Origin of the sequence: Kitasatospora sp. NPDC057518 (genome assembly GCF_042802075.1) — a bacterium.
In the GTDB taxonomy this organism is placed as follows: Bacteria; Actinomycetota; Actinomycetes; order Streptomycetales; family Streptomycetaceae; genus Kitasatospora.
Map to the genome: position 1 here is coordinate 1 of NZ_JBHVEU010000189.1, position 16,190 is coordinate 16,190.

General features: G+C 75.0%; 12 protein-coding genes. 8 read left to right on the forward strand and 4 right to left on the reverse strand.

The genetic code is table 11. From position 1 onward, the window contains the following. The 4 genes from ACFU7Z_RS20335 to ACFU7Z_RS20350 all read right to left on the reverse strand — a co-directional run. Positions 1 to 5,538, reverse strand: a 5,538-nt coding sequence (locus ACFU7Z_RS20335) for an SDR family NAD(P)-dependent oxidoreductase (RefSeq protein ID WP_380778653.1), incomplete at its 3' end; no start/stop codon positions are given. A 182-nt stretch (positions 5,539 to 5,720) separates the two neighbouring features. Beyond that, a complete protein-coding gene (locus ACFU7Z_RS20340; RefSeq protein WP_074003127.1) occupies positions 5,721 to 6,986 on the reverse strand; it encodes an MFS transporter in 1,266 nt (421 codons plus the stop codon). Positions 6,987 to 7,195: 209 nt separating this feature from the next. Continuing rightward, complete coding sequence (locus tag ACFU7Z_RS20345) at positions 7,196 to 7,363, reverse strand: hypothetical protein (RefSeq protein WP_181970379.1); 168 nt, start codon at positions 7,361 to 7,363, stop codon at positions 7,196 to 7,198. Between the two features lie 149 nt (positions 7,364 to 7,512). Then, on the reverse strand, positions 7,513 to 7,971 hold the full coding sequence (locus ACFU7Z_RS20350) for a PaaI family thioesterase (protein WP_380778656.1): 459 nt from the start codon (positions 7,969 to 7,971) through the stop codon (positions 7,513 to 7,515). Positions 7,972 to 8,369: 398 nt separating this feature from the next. On the opposite strand from ACFU7Z_RS20350, the gene ACFU7Z_RS20355 reads away from it, so the two are divergent. From ACFU7Z_RS20355 to ACFU7Z_RS20390, 8 genes are all read left to right on the forward strand, one after another. After that, positions 8,370 to 9,089: a Phenylacetic acid catabolic protein gene (locus tag ACFU7Z_RS20355; protein WP_181970378.1), complete on the forward strand. Its 720-nt coding sequence runs from the start codon at positions 8,370 to 8,372 to the stop codon at positions 9,087 to 9,089. A gap of 48 nt (positions 9,090 to 9,137) precedes the next feature. Further along, a complete protein-coding gene (locus tag ACFU7Z_RS20360; protein ID WP_049652427.1) occupies positions 9,138 to 10,256 on the forward strand; it encodes a radical SAM protein in 1,119 nt (372 codons plus the stop codon). A gap of 85 nt (positions 10,257 to 10,341) precedes the next feature. Beyond that, positions 10,342 to 10,596, forward strand: a complete 255-nt coding sequence (locus ACFU7Z_RS20365; protein ID WP_049652425.1) for an acyl carrier protein — start codon at positions 10,342 to 10,344, stop codon at positions 10,594 to 10,596. Further along, positions 10,593 to 11,843, forward strand: coding sequence for a beta-ketoacyl-[acyl-carrier-protein] synthase family protein (locus ACFU7Z_RS20370; RefSeq protein ID WP_380778659.1), 1,251 nt, complete (start codon positions 10,593 to 10,595; stop codon positions 11,841 to 11,843). Before ACFU7Z_RS20365 ends, ACFU7Z_RS20370 begins: the two co-directional genes overlap by 4 nt. Next, complete coding sequence (gene fabI, locus ACFU7Z_RS20375; protein ID WP_198959380.1) at positions 11,843 to 12,655, forward strand: enoyl-ACP reductase FabI; 813 nt, start codon at positions 11,843 to 11,845, stop codon at positions 12,653 to 12,655. Before ACFU7Z_RS20370 ends, fabI begins: the two co-directional genes overlap by 1 nt. Next, positions 12,652 to 13,611, forward strand: coding sequence for a 3-oxoacyl-ACP synthase III family protein (locus ACFU7Z_RS20380; RefSeq protein WP_074003122.1), 960 nt, complete (start codon positions 12,652 to 12,654; stop codon positions 13,609 to 13,611). Before fabI ends, ACFU7Z_RS20380 begins: the two co-directional genes overlap by 4 nt. Then, a complete protein-coding gene (locus ACFU7Z_RS20385; protein WP_380778662.1) occupies positions 13,608 to 14,549 on the forward strand; it encodes an alpha/beta fold hydrolase in 942 nt (313 codons plus the stop codon). The genes ACFU7Z_RS20380 and ACFU7Z_RS20385 overlap by 4 nt, the downstream gene beginning before the upstream one ends. A gap of 23 nt (positions 14,550 to 14,572) precedes the next feature. Next, the gene (locus ACFU7Z_RS20390; protein WP_380778664.1) at positions 14,573 to 16,153 is read left to right on the forward strand and encodes a long-chain fatty acid--CoA ligase; all 1,581 of its coding nucleotides are present in this window, start codon (positions 14,573 to 14,575) and stop codon (positions 16,151 to 16,153) included. Positions 16,154 to 16,190: the final 37 nt, after the last annotated feature.

Sequence of the window (16,190 nt, forward strand, 5' to 3'; positions counted from 1 at the left end):
GCGGTGGGCCGCGCCGGCGGTGGTCCGGCCCGCCAGGAAGGCGTCCAGGCCCTTGCGCAGGGTGGCCGGGTCGGGGCCGGTGACGGCCAGCCGGTGGCGCAGCGCGCGCCGGCCGGCGCCGAGGGTGAGCGGCAGGTCGCCGGGCGCGAGGGCGGGTTCGGCGTCCAGCCGGTCGCGGAGCAGCCCGGCCAGTTCGGTCAGGCCCTGGGCGGTACGGGCGGACAGCGGCAGCACGGTCGGCGCCGGTCGCGGTTCGACGGCCGGAACCGCGGGCGCCTGCTCCAGCACCAGGTGGGCGTTGGTGCCGCCGACGCCCAGCGCGCTGACCCCGGCCCGGCGCGGGGTGGGGCCGTCCGGCCAGTCCCGGCGCTCGGCGGCGAGCCGGAACGGGCTGTCGGCCAGTTCCAGCGCGGGGTTGGGGCTGGTGAAGTTCACCAGCGGGGGGATGGTGCCGTGCCGCAGCACCAGCAGCGCCTTGATCAGGCCCGCCATGCCGGCGCAGGTGTCCAGGTGGCCGATGTTGGGCTTGACCGAGCCGAGCGAGCAGAACCCGGCTGCTTCGGTCCGGGCACGGAAGGCCTGGGCCAGTGCCCGGAACTCGATCGGGTCGCCGAGCGGGGTGCCGGTGCCGTGGGCCTCGATGTAGCCGATGCTGTCGGCCGGCACGCCCGCCAGGTCCAGGGCCCGGCCGACCACGGCCGCCTGCCCGTCGACGCTGGGCGCGGTGTAGCCGACCTTCCGGCCGCCGTCGTTGTTGACGGCCGAGCCGAGGATCACCCCGTGCACGGTGTCGCCGTCGGCCAGCGCCCGGTCGAGGCGCTTGAGCAGCACGGCGGCGACGCCGTTGCCGCCGACGGTGCCGCCCGCGTCGGCGTCGAAGGCCCGGCAGGCGCCGTCGGGGGAGAGGATCGACCCCTCCTCGTAGCGGTAGCCGGCCGCCTGTGGGATGTGCAGGGCGGCGGCCCCGGCCAGGGCCAGTTCGCAGTCACCGGAGAGCAGCGACTGGACGGCCAGGTGCACCGCGACCAGCGAGGTGGAGCAGGCCGTCTGCACGCCGATCGCCGGGCCGGTGAGGCCCAGCCGGTAGGCGACCCGGGTGGCGGCGAAGTCGGCCTGGTTGCCGATCGCGGTCTGCAGGGCGGCGACCGGCTCGGACGGGTCGGCGGTGGTGGCCAGGGTGTGCTGGTAGTAGGTGCGCAGCGCGTAGAGGGTCATCCCGGTGCCGGCGAAGACCCCGACCCGGCGCTCCGGGTCCGGCGCGTCGTAGCCGCCGTCCTCCAGGGCCTGGCGGCAGATCTCCAGCAGCAGGCGCTGCTGCGGGTCCATCAGGGCCGCCTCGGTGCCGCTGATGCCGAAGGCCTCGGCGTCGAACTCGTCGGTGCCGGTGAGCGCGCCTGTGACCGGGACGAAGTCGGGGTGGCGGTACTCCTCCGGGCGCAGTCCGGCCGCGGCCAGCTCCTCCTCGGTGAAGCGGGTGGTGCTCCGGACGCCCTCGACGATGTTCCGCCAGTACTGCTCGGGGGTGTCGGCGCCCGGCAGGCGCAGCGCCAGGCCGACGATCGCCACCCGGCGGTCGTCGCCCGGCCCGGCGACGGGGGAGGCGGCAGCGGCGGTGGGCGTGGCCGGCTCGGCGGCCAGGTGGGCGATCAGGGCGTCCACGGTGGGGTGCCGGAACAGCTCGGTGGGCGCCGGCGGCGTGGGCAGTGCGGCGCTGAGCGCGCCGTGCACGCGCATCAACTGGAGGGAGCCGATGCCGAGTTCGGCGAGCGGGCGGCCCGGGTCCAGCGGGGTGTCGAGGACGGACTCGAAGGCGTCCAGGACCAGTCGGCGCAGCCCGGACGGGGCGGTGTGCCCGGGGCCGGGTGCCGTGGCGGGCCGGGCGGCCGGCTCGGCGGTGGCCGGCGTCGGCGCGGCGGCGGCCACCGGGCGGGGCGCGGTGGCGAGCAGGCGGCGCCGGGCGGCGGGGGAGCTCGGGTCCGGACCGGCGTACCGGTGGCCCGGGGCGCCCGCCAGCAGCAGGGCGGCCAGCCGGCGGCCGTGCGCGGCGCTCAGCACGGCGATGCCCCGGCCGGCGGCGGCCTGCTCGTTCTCGGTGTCGCGGTTCATGCCGACCCCGCTCCACAGGCCCCAGGAGATCGTCCAGGCCGGGGTGCCGGTCTCCCGGCGCAGCCGCTCGACGGTGCTCTCCAGGTAGCGGTTGGCGGCGGCGTACCCGGTGGAGCCGACCGCCTCCTGGAGGCCGATCATCGAGGAGAAGGCGACGAACTGGGCGCCGGGGCGCTGCCGGACCAGCTCGATGAGGTGGTCGGTGCCCTCGGCCTTGGTCCGGACGGCCTCGCGCCAGTCCTCGGTACCGGTGTCGGCGAGGAGCGTGAGCCGGTAGCCGCCGGCCAGGTGGAGCACGCCGTCCAGCGGTGCCTGCCACTCCCGCTCGGCCTCGGCGAGCACCTCCGCCAACTGCTGACGGTTCGTCACATCTGCCTGGCGGTAGGTGACCTGACCGCCCTGGGCGGCCAGTCGGCGCAGCGCGGCCCGGCGCTCGGCCGCTTCGGCGGTCGGGGCGTCCAGGTCGCTGCGGCCGACGATCAGCAGCCGGGAGCCGTACTCGCGCAGCAGTCCGGGCAGCAGCTCGGCGGCGATCCCGCCGAGGCCGCCGGTGACGAGGTAGCGGGCGCCGGGGGTGAGCAGTGAGCAGCCGTCCCCGGCCGGTTCGGGGGCGGCCTCGGCCGGTGCCAGTCGGGGGACCCAGGGGCGGCCGGCGCGCCAGGCGGACTCGGGCTCGGGGCGGGGGTCGGCGAGCAGGGCGAGCAGCGCGGCGGCCTGCTCCGCGACCGGCGCCCCGCCCGGAAGGTCGAGGTGCCGGGCGGCGGGCACCAGCTGCTCGGCCCGTGCCCCGGCGGTCAGTGCGGCGGTCAACGCGGCCCGGGGGATAGGGAGTTCGCTGGGAAGTACGGCGTGCAGCCCGGCGCTGACGGAGACCAGCTCGCGGACCGGGGCCCGCGTCGGCAGCGCCCGCAGCAGGGCGAGCAGCGCCTCGTCCGGCGCCTGGTCGGAGGTGTCGGCCGTCGCGCTCCACAGGTAGACCAGCCGGTCGGCTGGCCGGTCGCCGAGGGCCCGCAGCCAGTCCTCGGGGTCGGCGGTCGGCGGGCGGTCCACCACCAGGGCGTTCGGCAGGGCGGCGGCCAGGGCCTCTGTGAGGGTGCCGGGGCCGGACGGGCCGAGCAGCAGGATCGTTTCCTCGGCCAACGAGGCCGCCGAAGAGGCCGGGGCCGCCGCCACCGGGCGGGCCTCCCAGCCGAGCTGCCGCACGCAGTCCGGCAGCGTCCGGGAGTTGGCCTCCGCCAGGTCCAACGCGACGATGTGGTCGTCGAGTTCGCCGTCCAGCAGCCTCCCGCGCAGCGCGGTGCGCTGGATCTTGCCGCTGGTGGTGCGCGGGAAGTCGGCCGCCGGGACGGGCAGCACCAGGGCGGGGGCCGGCTGCCGGCGGGCCGCCAGCAGCTGCCGCACCTCGGCGGCGACGGGCGGCGCGGGCGCGTCCGGGTCGCTCTGGACGTAGGCGATCACCAGCTGCTCGGTGCCGGTGCGTTCGTCCGGCACCCCGAAGGCCGCGACGTGCCCGGAGCGTACCCCCGCCACGGAGGCCACCACGTCCTCCAGCTCGTGGCAGAAGTAGTGCACGCCGTTGACGATGATGATCTCCTTGCGACGGCCGGTGAGCACCACCTCGCCGTCGACCAGGAAGGCCAGGTCCCCGGTGTCGAACCAGTCGTCGCCGACGAAGGCCTCCTGGTTGGCCGGCGGGTTGTTCAGGTACCCCGGCGTCACCCGGCCGGAGTGGACCTGGAGCCGGCCGACGCGGAGCTCGGGCAGCGCCCGTCCGGCGTCGTCGGCCACCCGCATCCGGGTGCCGGGCGCGGGCCGGCCCATGCTGAGGAAGGCGGTGCCGCGCTCCGCGGAGGCCGGGTCCGCGGGCTCCAACCGGCCGGTCAGCGAGTCGGTGCGCACCAGGCGGCGGGCGCCGTCCTCGTCGTAGCGCTTGTAGGTGATCGCCGTGCAGGTCTCGGCCATGCCCCAGGCCAGCAGCACGTGGCCGGGGCGGATGCCGAACGGGGCGGTGGCGGCCAGGAACTCGTCGATCACCGCCTCGGTGCACTGCTCCCCGGCGTTGATCAGCGACTTGACCGAGGACAGGTCCCAGCGGCGGTCCGGCCCGGCGGCCCGGACGGCCTCGGCGACCAGCCGGAAGCCGAAGTTGGGCGACCAGGAGTGCGCCGCCCGGTAGCGCTCCAGCGCGTCCAGCCAGACCAGCGGGTCGGCGAGCACGAGTTCGGTGGGGATCTGCACCTGGTCGGCGGCCAGTACCACGTCGCGCAGGTGGAACATCAGCAGTCCGGCGACGTGGTCCAGGGGCAGCCAGTTGACCGTGCCGTCGCCCGGCTCGGTGCCCTGGGCGACGGCCCCCGCCACGTACTCCAGGATGCCGCGGTGGGTGATCTGCACCGCCTTGGAGCGTCCGGTGCTGCCGGAGGAGAGCTGGAGCATCGCGACGTCGGCGGGGACGGGGGCGTGCTCGGGGGCGGGGCCGTCCGGCAGCCCGCTCTCGGCGGGCCGGTCGACCGCGATCACCCGCAGGCCCGGCGCCGGGTACAGCTCCCCGAGCCGCTCCAGGCCCGCCACCGCGGGCCCGCAGACGAGCACCGGCGGCTCCTCCAGGGTCTGCCAGGCGTGCCAGAGCTTCTCCAGCACGGGGTTGCGCTCGTGGTAGTCCGGCGGGCGGGCGACCGTCACCGGCTGCATCCCGCCCAGGAAGCAGGCCCACAGGGTGGGGAAGTAGTACTCGGGCTCCGGGACCTGGAGGATCACCCGGTCCCCGGCCCGCAGCCCGGCGGCGGCCAGCACGGCGAGGATCTCGCGGGAGCGGCCGAGGAGTTGACGGTACGTGATCCTGGTGGCCTCGCCGCCCGCCCGGATCAGGTGCAGTCCGCGGTCGGGGTGCAGGTCGGCGGCGCGCAGCAGTGCCTCGGGCAGTGTCCGGGGCGCGTCCGGCCCGGGGGCGGGCAGCGGGGCGCCGACGGCCTCCGTCCCGGGGTCCTCGGCGTCGGGGTGCTCGGAGTCGGCCTCCCCGGGGGCGGCCGTGGGCCGCGCCGGGGCGGCGCCGGCCGTCGCCGGGCCCTCCCCGAACGGGCGCCAGCGGTCGGTGAGTTCGCGCAGGTGGCGCAGAGCCGGGCCGGGGGCGGTGGGCGGCCGGGTGAGCGCCGCGGCCAGGGCGGCGGCGTCCGGTTCGCCCTCGGGGGTGCGGACGATGCCGTCCAGGAGGTGTACTTCGGCGCTCGGGTCGGCGTCCAGCAGCGCCGCGGCGGCCCGGCGGCGCAGGGCCTCGGGATCGCCGTCGACGGCGGGTACCAGGTAGGCCAGCAGGCCGGGGCGGCCGTTCTCGTGCTCGACGGGCAGCAGCGCGCAGTCGGCGATCTCGGGGCGTAGCAGCAGCCGGGCTTCCAGGGTGCGCAGCCGGCCGTGGTCGGGACCGGTGGGACTCATGATTTCGGCACCTTTCGGATCGGTGCCGGGGCGCGGGTGTGGGCCGCCCCGGGTCAGGGAGGGGGAGCGGAGGTGAGTGGCGCGTACGGCGCGGGGGCGCCGGGTGTGCGGTGGTGTGCGGGTACGCGGGTACGCGGAGGTGTCCGCGGATGTGCGGTGGTGGGTGGAGGTGTGCCGCCTGCTCAGCGGCGGCGGCGGGCGCGGGCGACCATCACCAGGAAGGCGAGCGCCAGCACGATCGGGACGGCGTGTGAGACGCCGACCACGGTGAGCGGGCTGAGCACCGCGAGCAGCGAGCCGCTCAGCAGCATCCCGGTGCCCATGCCGACGTTCTCGGCGGAGGTGAGGATGCCGAAGGCCTCGCCGCGCCGCTCGTCGGCGAGGGCCTGGATCCGGGTGGTGTAGGAGATCTCGGTGAAGCCGTCGCCGAGGCCGGCGCCGATCGCGACCAGCAGGAAGAGCGGGGTCGGCAGGTCGGTGAAGACCAGGATGAAGCAGGCGGACATCAGACAGGTGCCCAGCGCGAAGCCGCGCTCGCCGGGCTCGATGCCCCGGCGCAGCATGAACCGGGAGACCAGCTGCTGGGCGCCGAGGTTGCCGATCGCCCATGTGGCCCAGAAGGTGCCGAGCAGCGCGGCCGGGTTGTCGGGCGACGACTGGTTGGCGAAGACCGGCAGGCTGATGTTGTGGGCCGAGGAGCCGAAGGCGTCCAGCAGCCGGATCCCCGCCATGGCGCCCACCACGGGGGCGGCCCGCAGGACGACCAGGGCCTGCCAGCGGGGGCGGCGCTTGCCGGTTGTCGGGGCGGGGTCCTCCGGCGGGGTCGCGGGCTCCTCCGCCTTCGCGGCCCGGGTGGGCAGCGGCAGCCGGACCACCAGCGCCCCGAACAGGACGAAGCTGGTCGCGTCGATGAGCAGCGCGGCCCGGAATCCGGCCCAGGCCACCACCACGCCCGCGGAGGCGAAGCCGAGCACCATCGCGGTGGAACGGCAGCTCGCCATCAGGCTGTTGGCGCGGGCGCGGCGTTCGGCGCCGACCATCTCGGGGATGCTGGTCCGCAGGGCGACGGCGGCCACGGCGGCGGCGCCGCCGAGGACCACGGCGAGCGGGTAGAGGACGGGGATGCGCAGCGAGGCCGGGACGAGGGCGACGACGACCAGCGCCAGCGCCTGGGCCAGGGCGCAGCCCGTCATCAGCCGCCGGCGGTCCAGCCGGGCCACCAGCCGTCCGGCGACCAGCCCGCCGGCGAGGCCGCCGGACAGTCGCAGGACGAGGTACCCGGCCGTGCCGAGCGCGTTCCCGGAGGCCTCGTAGGCGAACAGACTCAGCGCGACGAGGTCGAGCTGGCTGCCGTAGGTGTTCAGGGCATCGCCCGCGGCCAGCCGGTAGAAGGGCCGGGGCAGCTTGGTCGTGGCGAGTTGCGGTGCATCCAGTGCGGTGTCCGGCACGGTATTCCCCCCGGGGACGCCGTAGGGCGGCTCAGTGTGACATTGCACCGCAACCTAGAGGTGACCGGTCCGTAGATCAATACCGAGATCGTCTCCTGTCCGAAAGATCGTGAACTCGGCCGACTTACTGTCACCTTTTACGCCACGCTGGCCAGTTGTTGGCGTACGGACGGGAGTGCGCTCCGGGTGGGGGCGGGCGCGGGGTGGGATCAGCTGCGGCCGAACAGCCTGCCGAGCCAGCCCTTGCCCTTGCGGCCCTGCTCGGCGCAGTCGCACCGGGCGGACTTCGGCACCCCGGCCAGGACCTGCTCCACGTGCATTCCGCACCCGGCGAAGCCCGGCTTCCCGCAGGTGCGGCAGGCGACTCGTCGGCACATGTCGTGCTCCGTTCTCCGGGCTCCCAGGGGCGGAGCCATGCCGCCAATATACCCCACCCCGTATTCGTGATGTCGGATTCGTCCGGCCGCCGGGGTCGGAGCGGCGGCGGGGCGAAGCCGTGGCGCGGAGAGCGGAGGGGAGGGGGTCGTCAGGGGGTCTCGGGGCGGGCCGGCGGGATCGCGTAGGTCAGCGTGGCGCTGGCCACCAGGACCTCGTCGGCGTCCAGCAGTTCGGCCAGCACCACGCACAGCCGGCGCCCGAACTTGGCCGTCCTGGCGTGCACGCGCAGCGCCCCGGGCCGCGGCCGGTTGAGGAAGCTGATCTGCAGCGAACTGGTCAGCGCCATCAGGGTGGGCCCGAGCCGGGCGTTGATCAGGAGGAACGCGGCCAGGTCGCACAGGCCGGCCTGCTCCGGGCCCGAGATGGTGCCGCCCGGGCGGGTGCGCAGCCGGTCGCCGTCCACGGCCATGGTGAGGGTCCGGCCGTCCACCCCGGTCACCCGGCAGGCGGCGTAGTCGGGGAACTGGCCGGTGATCAGGTCATTGAGCTGATCGGGGCCCAGGAGGACGTCGACGGTGGCGACCGCCGTGTTCGAGTCGGTGGTCATGGGGCTCAGCGTAACCGTCTGCCCGGTGGTGCGCCCGGGGCGGTCCAGGCCCGCTTCCGGCCAGCTTCGTTTGCCGTGGTCAACCGCCAAGATCCGTTGCGGCCATGATAATTGCGCATGTCCTGGCGGTGTCGTGGCGGCCGGAACCGGCCGCTCCGGTGCCGTCCGGTGGCCGAATCCGCTCGGCACGATTCGTAAGGGACCTTGTTCGGCCCAAAATGCAGCACCTACTCTCCGAGGAAGTTCAGCGGAGCCGATGCGGAACTCCGCCGGCCGCTGGGGGGCGGCGTCATTTTCCTTGTGGTCGTCAGGGGCCTCGGTGGAAAACGGGCCCCCACCCGTTCATGCCCGACCATGTCCTGCTTCAGAGTCCTGCTTCAGAGACGGGGTGTTGCGCCATGGGTATTTCCATTCTGGACGACGAGGCGGTGGTGGTCCGTACTCCCGACGAGTTCCTGGCGATGCCGGAGGAGTACCGGGAGATCGCCATCCGCGGCATGGTGGTCAACACCGAGGGGGAGCTCTCCGGCGGCGACGACTACGTGCAGGTCTTCCTGCCGCTGGCCCCCGACGCGGAGGAGCGGCAGGTCTGCGCCGAGCGCGCCGCCGAGGAGTACGACCACTACAAGATCGGCAAGCGGGTCCTCGCGGAGGTCGGCGTGGACACCACCTACATGGAGAAGCAGACCCTGGCCGATCGGAACCTGTTCCGCGCCCAGGAGTTCCACACCTGCACCACCTGGGCCGAGCGCGGGATCTTCTCCTACATCGGCGAGGAGACCGCGATGGTGATGATCTCCGAGTTCGCGCAGAGCAGCTACCGGCCCTGGGCGGACGCGGTGCGCACGATCATCCTCGACGAGAAGGTGCACATCGCCCACGGCGCCCGGGTGTGCCGCAACCTCGCTGCCACCGACGACGGCCGCGAGCAGCTCCAGCAGGCCCTGGACCGGCTGTGGCCGACGTTCATCCGGATCTTCGGCAGCCCGCGCTCCGAGCGCGCCAGGCTGGCCGTCCGCTTCGGCCTGCGGCAGACCACCAACGGCGAGGCCTGCGACCTGTGGCGGGAGAAGGTCACCCCGCGCATCAAGAACCTGGGTCTGCGCCTCCCGGAGTAGCGGGAACAGCAGCACGCCGATCCCGCCACTCCCGAGGAGCCCATCGCCATGGCAACACCCGTCACCATCGAACAGCGCCCGCTGAGCCGACGCGAGGCCAAGGCGCGCACCGCCGAACTCATCGCCGACCGGCCCGACCTGGCCGAACGCCTGCACCGGCTGCGCCGGCTGGGGCGAGAGGTCCGCTCCTGCGAGGTCCACCTCACCAACACCTGCAACATCCGCTGCAAGGGCTGCTGGTACTTCGAGGGCGGCTTCGACACGGCCGTCAAGGAGCTGTCCGACCTGGACCGCATCCGGGCCTTCGCCCGCAAGCTGGCGGACGACGGCGTCAACCAGGCCACCCTGATCGGCGGCGAGCCCACCCTCGTCCCGCGCCGGGTCGAGGCCTTCGTCGAACAGCTGCCGTACATCACCATCTCCACCAACGGCCTGCGCCCGATGCCCAAGCAGGGCTTCGAGAAGATCGCCATCGCGGTCAGCATCTTCGGCGGCGGCCCGCTCGACGACGACCTGCGCGCGATCCGGGTCAACGGCTCCAAGTTCACCGGCTTGTTCGACACCGCGCTCAAGCACTACCGCGACGACCAGCGGGTGCTGTTCATCTACGCGCTCTCCGAGGCCGGGGTCGAGCACATCGAGCCCACCGTGCGGAAGATCGCCGAGAACGGCAACATCGTCACCTTCAACTTCTACAGCGAGCACGGCACCGAGACCCCGCTGAAGATCGCCAACGAGCAGCGGGTGCTGGACGAGGCGCAGCGGGTCAAGGACCTGTACCCGCAGGCGGTGGTGAGCCACCCGTACTTCATCCGGACCCTGGTCACCGGCCGGACGCACTGGGGCGGCCGGTTCGGCTACGACGTCTGCCCCAGCCTCAGCGTCGACGCCCCCGAGCACGAGGACCGTGTCGCCAACGGCAACCCGGTCATCCCCGGCTTCAACGTCTGGGGCGCCGACTACGAGTCGCTCCAGTTCTGCTGCACCTCCGGCGACTGCGGCGGCTGCCGGGACAGCCAGGCCGTCTACAGCTGGCTGGTGGTCAGCGCCAACCGCTTCCTGGACGACGCCGCCCGGCTGGAGCAGTGGCTGGACATCGCCGAGAGCTACTGGCAGCAGTGGCACTGGTCCCCGTACCACGCCACCAAGGCCGGCCCGGCGCTCTGAGCCCGCGCCCCTGCCCGCCGCCCGTACGGCACCGCCCGTACGTCCCCCGCACCGCCACCGCCGCCCCGCGCGGACGAGGAGAGCCATGCCCGACACATTGGACCGCACCGCCATCGAGAACTTCGTCGTCGACGCCCTCGTCGACCTCGGCGTCGAACGCGAGGGCATCGTCGACGACGCCGCCCTGGACGAGCTGGAGATCGACTCGCTCGACATGGTCGAGCTCAGCCAGTCCATCCGCAAGCAGCTGGGCATCCCGGTGAAGCCCAAGGACTTCGACCAGCTGTACACCGTCGGCGAGGTGCTCGACCTGTGCCGCCGGAAGGCCGGGCTGGAGTGAGGCCCCGGGCCGTCGTCACGGGCCTGGGCGCGGTGACCCCGCTGGGCGTGGGCGCCGACGAGCTGCACCGGCGGGCGGTGGCCGGCGAGAGCGGGCTCGCCGACGGGCTCGGGCTGTGCCGGGACTTCCGGCCCGCCGACCACCTGTCGCGCCAGCAGATCCGCCGCACCGACCGCTTCACCCAGCTCGCGCTCGTGGCCGCCGCCGAGGCCCTGGCCCAGGCGGGATGGACGGACGGCCCGCCGCCGTACCCCGCCGAGCGGGTCGCCTGCGTGGTGGGCTGCGCGCTCGGCGGGACGGCGAGCTTCGAGACCCAGGCCGAGGTGCTCCGGCAGCAGGGCGCGGAGTTCGTCTCCCCGCTCATGGTGCCCGCCATGATGGCCAACGCCGCGGCCTCGCAGATCGCCCAGCGCCACGGCCTGCGGGGCGAGGCGCTCTGCCTGGCCTCGGCGTGCAGCAGCGCCACCCAGGCGATCGGCACCGCCCTGCTGCTGCTCGCCGCCGGAGCCGCCGACGCCGTGGTGGTCGGCGGCGCCGAGGCCTCCACCTCCGAACTGGTGCGGGCCGCCTTCCGCACCGCCGGGGCGCTCTCCGAGAGCGGCCGCTCGGTGCCCTTCGACCGCGACCGGGACGGCCTGCTGATCGGGGAGGGCGCCGGAATCCTGGTCCTGGAGACCGAGGCCGGCGCCGCCGCCCGCGGCGCCACCGTGCTCGGCGAGGTGCTCGGCTACGGCTCCACCTGCGACGCCCACCACCTCACCGCCCCGGACCCGACCGGCGGGCCCGCGGCCCGCGCCGTCACCCTGGCGCTCGAAGCGGCCGGCGTCACCCCCGGGCAGCTCGGCTACCTCAACGCCCACGGCACCGGGACCGTCCTCAACGACAGCTCCGAGTGCGAGGCGCTGCGCCTGGCGCTCGGACCGGCCCTGGACGCCGTCCCGCTCTCCTCCACCAAGTCCTGCACCGGCCACCTCTTCGGCGCGGCCGGCGCGGTGGAGGCCATCGCCACCCTGCAGGCGCTGCGCCACGCCACCGCCCCGCCCACCGTCGGGCTGCGCGAGCCCGACGAGAAGCTCGGCCCGCTGAACCTGATCCGCCACGCCACCCCGCTCGCCGCCCCCGCCCTGCCCGGCGGCCGGCGGGCCGGGCTCTCCACCTCCTTCGGGTTCGGCGGACACAACGCGGCCCTGGTGCTGGCGGCGGCCGACGCACCCGGTACGACCGGTACGACGAAAGGCCAGGAGTGATGCTCGGCTTCCACGGACGCCGCTATCTGATCACCGGGGTGCTCAACGAGGACTCCATCGCCTGGCACACCGCCAGGGCGCTCCAGGAAGCGGGCGCCGAGGTCCTGCTCACCGGCTTCGGCCGGGCCCGGCGGATCACCGAACTGGCCGCGGACGTCCTGCCCCGCCCCGTCGAGGTGCTGGAACTGGACGTCACCCGGCCCGAGGACTTCGCCCGGCTGGCCAAGGAGCTGGAGCAGCGCTGGGGCGGGGTCGACGGCGTGCTGCACGCCGTCGCCGCCGCCCAGCAGACGGCGTTGAGCGGCAACTTCCTCACCACCCCGCCGGAGGCCGCCGGCCTCGCGCTGCGCACCGCCGCCGTCTCCCTGCACTCGCTGGCCACCGCGCTCGCCCCGCTGCTCAGCGCGGACGGGCGGCGCGGCAGCGTCGTCGGACTGGACTTCGACGCCAGCGGCGCCTGGGCCGGCTACGACTGGATGGGCGTCAGCAAGGCGGCGCTCGGCGCGGTCTGCCGGTACCTGGCGATGTACCTCGGCCCGTCCGGCATCCGGGTCAACCTGGTGGCGGCCGGCCCGGTGGAGACCGTCGCCGGGCAGGCGATCAGCACCTTCGACCGGATCGCCGACCGCTGGCAGGCCGAGGCCCCGCTCGGCTGGGACCGCACCGACCCCGCCGTGGTGGTCGGACCGGTGCTGTTCCTGCTCTCCGACCTCGCCGCCACCGTCAGCGGGGAGATCCTGCACGCCGACGGCGGGATGCACGCCGTCCGGATGGGCACCGGACCGGCCTTCGCGGAAGGAGGCGCGGCATGACGCCCGCCATCGTCGGGGTGGGCGCCGCCCTGCCCGAACGCGTCGTCCCCAACGCCTACTTCGAGCGGATCGGCGCCTCCCCGGAGTGGATCGTCAAACGGACCGGCATCGAGGAGCGCCGCTTCCTCCCGCCGGACGGCCGGCTCGCCGACCTCGTGGTGGCCGCCGCCGAGCAGGCGCTGCGCAGCTCCGGGCGCACCGCGGCGAGCATCCGGCACGTCGTGGTGGCCACCATCACCCCCGACCGGGTCACCCCCGGGGTGTCGGTGGAGGTCGCCGCCCGGCTCGGCATGCCGCAGGCCACCGCCTTCGACCTGCACGCGGCCTGCGCCGGGTTCGTCTACGGCCTGGACCACGCCGCCGCGCTGATCGAGACCGGCCGGGCCGGGGCGGTGCTGGTCTGCGGCGCCGACGCGCTGACCCGGATCACCGACCACGAGGACCGCGGTACCGCGGTGCTGCTCGCCGACGGCGCCGGCGCCGCCGTGGTCGCCGACGTGCCCGGCGCCCCCGAGCCGTGCTTCTCGCTCGGCAGCGACGGCGAGCAGATCCCGCTGCTCTACGCCGACCGGGACGACCGCAAGCTGCGGATGGACGGCCGGGAGGTGTTCGACCACGCGGTGGAGAAGATGTCGGAGGCCACCCGGGAGGTGCTCACCCGGCGCGGCCTGACCTGCGAGGACCTCGACCTGTTCGTCGCCCACCAGGCCAACGCCCGGATCGTGCGCGCGGTCGGCAAGGAGGTCGGGCTGCCCCCGGAGCGGCTCTACCTGAACGTCCACCGGGTCGCCAACACCTCGGCGGCCTCGATCCCGCTGGGCCTGACCCACGCCCGCGAGGAGGGCCTGCTGGACGGCCCGAAGCTGCTCGGCCTGGCCGCGTTCGGCGCGGGCATCACCTGGGGCGCCGGGGTGATCGGCTGGCGGCCCGGCGCCGGCGGGGAGGCGGCGGAGTGAAGACCCCCCGGTTCCCCGTGATCGCCGAGATCGCCGCGCCGGACGGGGCCCGGATCACCGTCCGGGCGCTGGCCCGGCCGGAGCCGGCCGCCCCGGTGGTGGTCGTCCTGCCGGCGATGGGGACGGCCGCCCGGCACTACACCCCGCTGGTCCGCGCCCTGCACGCGGCCGGCCTCAGCGTGGCCACCTGCGACCTGCGCGGCCACGGCGAGAGCCGGCCGGTGCCCCGGCACGGGGTGGCCTTCGGCTTCCGCGAGCTGGTGGAGCAGGACTTCGGGGCGGTGCTCGACGCGGTGGCCGGGGCCTTTCCGGGCGCGCCGCGCCTGCTGCTCGGGCACAGCCTGGGCGGGCAGCTGGGCCTGGTGCACTGCGGGGTGTTCCGGCCTCGGCTGGCCGGCGCGGTGCTGGTGGCCAGCGGATCGGCCTGGTACCGGACCTTCGGCGTACGGGCGGGCCTGCGTCGGTTGGCGCTGAGCCAGTTCTCGATCGTCGCCTCGGCCGTGGTCGGCCACTGGCCGGGCGAGCGGTTCGGCTTCGGCGGCCGGGAGTCGCCCCGGCTGATGCGGGACTGGGCGCGGCAGATGCGCACCGGCCGCTACCGGGTGCGCGGCGCGGTCACCGACTACGAACGGGCGCTGGCCCGGGTCGACCTGCCGGTGCTGGCGGTGGACGTGCAGGGCGACGAGCTCGCCCCGCCGCGGGCCGTCGACCACCTGTGCGCCAAGCTGCCCTCGGCCCGGGTGGAGCGCTGGAGCTACACCGTCGAGCAGGCGGACGGCCGGGCGCTGGACCACTTCCGCTGGATCCGGCACAACCGGGGCCTGGTGGAGCGGATCGCCCCGTGGATGCTCGCCGCCGCCGAGGCCGCGGGCGGTGCCGCGCCCGCCGAAGCCGGGGCGGACGCGGCTCCGCACGGCGGCGTCCGCCCGACCGTATAGGGACCAGACCGAGGAGTGCCCGCATGTCCGTCGTCCCCGCCCCGTCCGACCGCAGCGCCGACCTGCCGCCCGGCACCCCCGGCCTTCCGCATGGCATCCCCGACCTGCTCACCGCGACCGCCGCGCGCTGCCCGGCCCACCCCGTCCTGCGGCTCGACGAGGAGGTGCTGAGCTTCGCCGACCTGGAGGCGCGCAGCGCCCGGGCCGCGCACTGGCTGGCCGCGCTCGGCGTCGCGCCCGGCGACCGGGTGGCCGTCCTGCTGCCCAACGTGCCGGAGTTCGCGGTGCTGTACTACGGCATCCTGCGCGCCGGGGCGGTGGTCGTCCCGATGAACCCGCTGCTGAAGGCCCGGGAGATCGAGCACTGCCTCGGCGACGCCCGGCCCGCCGTGCTGCTCGCCTGGCACGCGGGCGGCGAGGAGGCGGCCGAGGGCGCGCGGCGCACCGGCACCCGGCTGGTGGCCGTCGAGCCGGCCGCCCTGGCGGCGGCGCTCGCGGAGCAGCCGGCCGACCCGCCGACCGCCGCCGGGGGCCGCGGGGGAGAGGACACCGCGGTCATCCTCTACACCTCCGGCACCACCGGGGCGCCCAAGGGCGCCGAGCTGACCCACCGCAACATCGTGTGCAACGTGCGGGCCGGTATCCAGGTGCTGGGCCTGGTCGAACGGGACGTGATCTTCGGCGGGCTGCCGCTGTTCCACTCCTTCGGCCAGGTGATCGGCCTCAACTGCGCGGTGGCCGTCGGGGCCTGCCTGACCCTGGTGCGGCGCTTCGACCCGCTGGCCGCCCTCGCGGTGATCCAGCGCGACCGGGTGAGCGTCTTCCTCGGCGTCCCGACCATGTACACCCTGATGCTGACCCACCCGCGACGCGCCGGGCACGACGTCTCCTCGCTGCGGGTGTGCCTGGGCGGCGGCGCGCCGATGCCGCCGGAGGTGCTGCGCGGCTTCGAGACCGACTTCGGCTGCGTGGTGCTGGAGGGCTACGGGCTGTCCGAGTCCTCGCCGCTGGCCTGCGCCAACCGCGGCGACCGGGAGCGGATCGCGGGCACCATCGGCATCCCCGTCGAGGGGGTGCGGATGCGGATCGTCGACGAGTCCGGCCGGGAGGTGCCGGACGGCACGGTCGGGGAGGTGGTGATCCGGGGCCACAACGTGATGAAGGGCTACTGGGGCCGCCCGGACACCACCGCGCGGACCGTCCGGGACGGCTGGCTGCACACCGGGGACCTCGGCACCCGCGACGAGCGGGGCGACTTCCGGATCGTCGACCGCCGCAAGGACGTCATCATCCGCGGCGGCTTCAACGTCTACCCGAGGGAGGTGGAGGACGTGTTGTACGAGCACCCGGCGGTGGCCGAGGCCACGGTGATCGGCGTCCCCCACCCCACCCACGGCCAGGAGGTGGCCGCCGCCGTGGTGCTGCGCGAGGGCGCCGCGGCGACCCCGGAGGAGATCCGCGGCTTCGTCCGGGAGCGGGTGGCCCCGTACAAGTACCCGCGGCTGGTGTGGACGGTCGACGCGCTGCCCAAGGGGCCGACCGGGAAGATCCTCAAGCGCGAGGTCGTGGTGCCCGCCGCCGAGCCGGGCCGACCCGGGAGCTGAGCGGGCCCGGCTCGGCTGACCGGTCCCGCCGGAGCCG